The organism is Bradyrhizobium sp. 2TAF36, assembly GCF_052114925.1.
Classification (GTDB): Bacteria; Pseudomonadota; Alphaproteobacteria; order Rhizobiales; family Xanthobacteraceae; genus Bradyrhizobium; species Bradyrhizobium barranii.
On sequence record NZ_JBFRFR010000198.1, the window covers coordinates 1 to 4,454 of the forward strand.

General features: G+C 58.8%; 6 protein-coding genes and 1 pseudogene. 5 read left to right on the top strand and 2 right to left on the bottom strand.

Features of this window, described 5'->3' with window-relative positions; genetic code table 11:
- From AB4Z51_RS44445 to AB4Z51_RS44455, 3 genes and pseudogenes are all read left to right on the top strand, one after another.
- Window positions 1-173 (top strand): annotated as a pseudogene (locus AB4Z51_RS44445) (IS110 family transposase); the annotation flags it as partial.
- A gap of 152 nt (window positions 174-325) precedes the next feature.
- The gene (locus tag AB4Z51_RS44450) at window positions 326-526 is read left to right on the top strand and encodes a hypothetical protein (RefSeq protein ID WP_135217239.1); all 201 of its coding nucleotides are present in this window, start codon (window positions 326-328) and stop codon (window positions 524-526) included.
- A gap of 50 nt (window positions 527-576) precedes the next feature.
- Window positions 577-807 carry a DUF6894 family protein gene (locus tag AB4Z51_RS44455; protein WP_135217240.1) on the top strand — a complete coding sequence of 77 codons (231 nt, stop codon included), beginning with the start codon at window positions 577-579 and terminating at the stop codon, window positions 805-807.
- Window positions 808-884: 77 nt separating this feature from the next.
- Here AB4Z51_RS44455 and AB4Z51_RS44460 read toward each other — a convergent pair whose 3' ends face one another.
- The gene (locus AB4Z51_RS44460) at window positions 885-1,127 is read right to left on the bottom strand and encodes a hypothetical protein (protein WP_135217241.1); all 243 of its coding nucleotides are present in this window, start codon (window positions 1,125-1,127) and stop codon (window positions 885-887) included.
- A gap of 330 nt (window positions 1,128-1,457) precedes the next feature.
- Between AB4Z51_RS44460 and AB4Z51_RS44465 the strand changes: the two genes are divergently transcribed.
- Window positions 1,458-2,900: a DUF1254 domain-containing protein gene (locus AB4Z51_RS44465; protein WP_135217244.1), complete on the top strand. Its 1,443-nt coding sequence runs from the start codon at window positions 1,458-1,460 to the stop codon at window positions 2,898-2,900.
- A 174-nt stretch (window positions 2,901-3,074) separates the two neighbouring features.
- Here AB4Z51_RS44465 and AB4Z51_RS44470 read toward each other — a convergent pair whose 3' ends face one another.
- A complete protein-coding gene (locus AB4Z51_RS44470; protein WP_135217242.1) occupies window positions 3,075-3,494 on the bottom strand; it encodes an ATP-dependent DNA ligase in 420 nt (139 codons plus the stop codon).
- A gap of 186 nt (window positions 3,495-3,680) precedes the next feature.
- On the opposite strand from AB4Z51_RS44470, the gene AB4Z51_RS44475 reads away from it, so the two are divergent.
- Window positions 3,681-4,067: a DUF1236 domain-containing protein gene (locus AB4Z51_RS44475; protein ID WP_038960231.1), complete on the top strand. Its 387-nt coding sequence runs from the start codon at window positions 3,681-3,683 to the stop codon at window positions 4,065-4,067.
- Window positions 4,068-4,454 lie beyond the last annotated feature (387 nt).

Below are 4,454 nucleotides of genomic sequence, written 5' to 3' on the forward strand. Positions count from 1 at the left end.
AGGATTCGAGACGGTTCTGCTGGAAACACGGCATGTGAAGGCAGCATTGTCGGCGATGACAGTGAAGACGGATCGCAAGGATGCACGCGGAATTGCCCAGTTGATCCGGATGGGATGGTTCCGCGCGGTGCACGCAAAGTCGATAGGGGGCTCAAGAGATCCGAGCGCTGCTGGATGCCCCCTTGCACGGAGCAGGGCCCATTACGGCATCTAAAGTTCTTCCGAGGGCGCGAGATTCCAACATTTGTGAATGCAACAGGTAGCGCTCTGGCTAAAATATGGACTGCAAACCAAACGGTTAGGACCCGTATGCACGAGGCCAGTCATGACGAAACGCCGCAGGTTTAAACAGACCGTCACCCTCGAAGAACGTCTCGGCCAAGAAGCCCAGCGATTGAGAGAGGAAGCCAAGAGGCTCCCGCACGGCGCTGAGCGCGAAATCCTCCTTCGCAAAGCCAGACAAGCCGAGACCGGCTCTCACATCAGCGATTGGCTGAGATCGCCCGGGTTACAGCCGCCGGAATAGGAACAGGTGGACATTTAATTCCATTGCTCTCCCTCGAATGAGGGCGGCGCATGACCCGGTACTACTTCGACATCCGGGACGACACCGGTTTGTACCCGGACGAGGAAGGTCTGGAATTCGACACTCAGCAAGAGGCTGAGGTCGAAGCCGCCAGGTCGCTTGCGAACTTGGCAAAGGACTTTGCCACCATACGGCAGGACGTTTCCGTGGAAGTGAGAACAGACGTCGAGCGGGTGTTCCAAGCCGCGTTCATTTTCGACAGAAGTAGGACGAAACAGTAAGGACGCTTCAGTTGGCGGCCTCGGTGTCGCGAAGAGGGCGCGAGCCGCGGGCGGCTCTGGGATTCACCTATCTTACCTTACCCCACATCCGAACCAGCTTCTCCTGCGTGCCAACCCTTCTCTGTAGGCTGATAACGCTCTCCGTATTTTACCAGCCAGCCGCCTTCAACCATCTTCTCTGCCAAAGCCTTCGAGCATGCCGGCTGGTTGCTGCCGGGGTAATACAGGCCGTCTCTGCGCTCGACCATAAAGCCATAGACGCGCACCAGGCGAAGGGCTTTCAGCATGCCGGGAATGAGAACTACGGTCGTGCTCGTCATTGCTCTCCAAGCAACGCCACCACCGAACGTTCCTGAGCCACCCGGCAAACCTTCGTCAAATTATTGATTCCTGGCGGCTTGGAACGAGCACTACTGCCTGTCGTGAGATAGTTCAGGGACACCGTTGATGTCCGCTGAGACTCTGATAGCGGCGCGAAAGCGGACATCGCGGGACTTCCGTGTTGGGCCAACAACGGACCTCCGGGCATGCTTAGGGTTGTCCGATTTTGCATTGTCAACCATCGCGGCAGGTGCGAAACTTCTCAAACAAATCGATCTGCGAGCAGCGCATGCGCGCTTGAGCACAAAGAACTGGAAGGACTGCGGAAAATGTTTACTAAGCGCGATCTTCTTCGTTCGGCCGCCTTGGCTGCCATCACTGCATCGACGGCGAAGTCTGTCCCCGCGCACGCACAGACCAGCGACGATCGCCCAGGTTTTTTCGAGGCAAAAGACATTGCCGAGGCAGGGTTCGTCTACGGCCTGCCTATCGTGATGAACTATGCCGTCATGCATGAATATGCGATCGATCGGAATTCTGGGCAGTTCAAGGCTCCGTTCAATCAGATCAAGAACGAACCTAACGTCTTCACCTACAAAGATACCGCAATCGTCACGCCGAACAGCGACACACCCTATTCCTTCGTGTGGATGGATTTGCGGGCGGAGCCGGTGGTGCTCTCGGTGCCGGCGATCGATCCGAAGCGCTACTACTCGGTCATGCTATGCGACGGCAATACCTACAATTACGGCTATATAGGCACCCGTGCCACAGGGAGCGAGGCCGGCGACTACATGGTGGTCGGGCCCGACTGGAAGGGCGACACCCCGGCGGGCATCAAGCAGGTGTTTCGTTCGAGCACACAGTTTTCCGTCGCAGGCTATCGCACCCAGCTTTTCGGTCCGGAAGATCTCGACAACGTCAAGAAGGTGCAGGCTGGCTACAAGGTGCAGATGCTATCGGCCTATCTGAAGCAGACGCCGCCGCCGGCCGCGCCAACCATCGACTTCCCCAAGATCGATAAGGAACTCGTGAAGACCAACTTCTTCGATTATCTCGACTTCGCGCTGCAATTCGCGCCGGCGCAGGGCAATGAGAAAGAGATACGCGCCAAGCTAGCACGCATCGGCATTGGGCCTGGCAAGACCTTCAACTTTAAGGACCTCCCTCTGGAGCAGAAACTGGAGATAGGCCTTGGCATGAAGGAAGGCCAGCGGAAAGTCGACGAGGCCGTCGCCAATGTCGGCAAGGCGATCAATGGCTGGCGGGTTAGCGGTCTTCCAGGCGATAGCGCCCACTACAATGGCGACTGGTTGAAGCGTGCCGTCGCCGCTCAGGCCGGCATCTATGGTAATGACCCGGCGGAAGCGACCTATCCATTCACGCGCGTTGACGGCGACGGTCAAACGCTCGACGGCAGCAAGCACAACTACACACTGACTTTCCCGGCCGGAAAACTGCCACCGGTGAATTCGTTCTGGTCGCTGACGATGTATGACGGCAAGTCCCAACTCCTGATCGAAAATCCGATCAACCGCTATCTGATCAACTCGCCGATGCTGCCGAACATGAAAAAGAATGCGGACGGATCACTAACGCTCTACATCCAGAACAAGTCGCCCGGCGCTGGCAAGGAAGCAAACTGGCTGCCGGCGCCGAACGACACGATCTATCTTGTCATGCGGCTCTACTGGCCGAAGACCGAAGCACCTTCGATCTTGCCGCCGGGCGAAGGGACATGGCAGCCGCCCGGCATACAGCGGAGCGCATAGAGCGATACAGAGAGCGGCCAACTAAAGGCTCGAGCACCACGCGGTGGAGAACCCGATTGCCAGTGCGCCGGCTGATTGAACGGATGCAATGTCGCCTTGGGATAAAAAGGGGAAATGCCCGACTGATTTAGCGTAGGTCTGGTTCAGCCCGAGAAGCGGCCGTAATCCGGCATTCTAAAACTCCCGGGACATAGCGGGGTGTGTTCGAGTCTTCACCTTGATCCATTCCTTCGTGCGACCGGCAATGTAGCGCCGATCACGCCGTTTCGAAACTAATCCCTCAAGGCCCATGCCAAAGGCAGCCTTGAAGAGGTCCGGTCCAATATCTCCGCTCTCAAACGGTGCGAGAAAGATGCCATCAGGTCGGCCGCGGAGCAGGCGCGCAAGGTTCGTCTTGCGCATAGTCAACGGCAGCTGGCGCAGATCCTCGCCGCCGAGCGCCAGAATGTCGAACGCATAGAGTTGAACCTCGGCATCTTGCTTGCGAGAATGCAGGGCGTTGAAATCCGAGGCCCCATCGACGCCGAGGACCACAGCCTCGTCGTCGATGACGAATTGCTGCTCGCGGTTCTTCAGCGCTGCCAACCGGCCCATGATACTGCGGCTTTCCAATCAAGAGCTACCCGTCTTCGCAACGTATGCCTGACAGCAACGCTGCGCCGCCGCGGCCTGAACTGTTGCGTAGTAACATTCTCCAGACGCGCCTTTCATCGGAGGAACCGGAACAATGCTCTGGCCCAGCGGTTGACGGCGCATCAACAACCACTGGAGAGAGTGGACATGAAAACCCGTCTTGCGATTTCATTGGCTGCTGTGTCGCTGCTGGCGGCGTCGAGTGCAGCCTTTGCCCAGTCGACGACCGAACAGGGCGCCAGGGACGGCGCGCGTGCGGGTGGCGACATCGGTGGCCCGGTCGGCGCGATGGTCGGCGGCACCGTCGGTGCGGCCGTTGGCGCCGGCCTCGAAATTCCGAATGCCGTGCTCGGCGGAATTCCGCGCGACGACTCCGTCGTGATCCACGAGCGCGTCGTCGTCGGCGAGCCCTTGCCCCCGACCGTGGTCTTGCGCCCGGTGCCGAACTACACCGAGTATCGCTACGCGGTCGTGAACGACCGCCGTGTCATCGTCGAACCGCGCACGCGCCGGGTCGTGAAAATCATCGACTGATCGGTCAAGGCGTAGGCTTTTAAGAGCCAAGACCCCGCAGAGCGTCACTCCGCGGGGCCTTAGTTCGTCATTGCCGAATTGGCGCGAACCGCCGGCGCCTAGTTGGGAGATCAGGCGTTCCGAGAAACCCGCCAGGCAACTGTGGCGGGTTTTCTCGTGTCCAGGCTGACGAGGTGGCAGCCGTTTGCGCACGGTCTGCGGGCTGATCCCAATGAAACTTTTTGTACCGGCGGTAATTGTGCTGATTCCGCTCGATGTCGCCCACCATTCCAGAATGATCTCGCCCACCGTTCCGATTTGATGTCGCCCACCATTCCGGGATGATGTCGCCCGGGGTGACGAGGCCTCTTCTGGCTCCGATACGGTCCCGCCTTTCGGCTTTGCGAA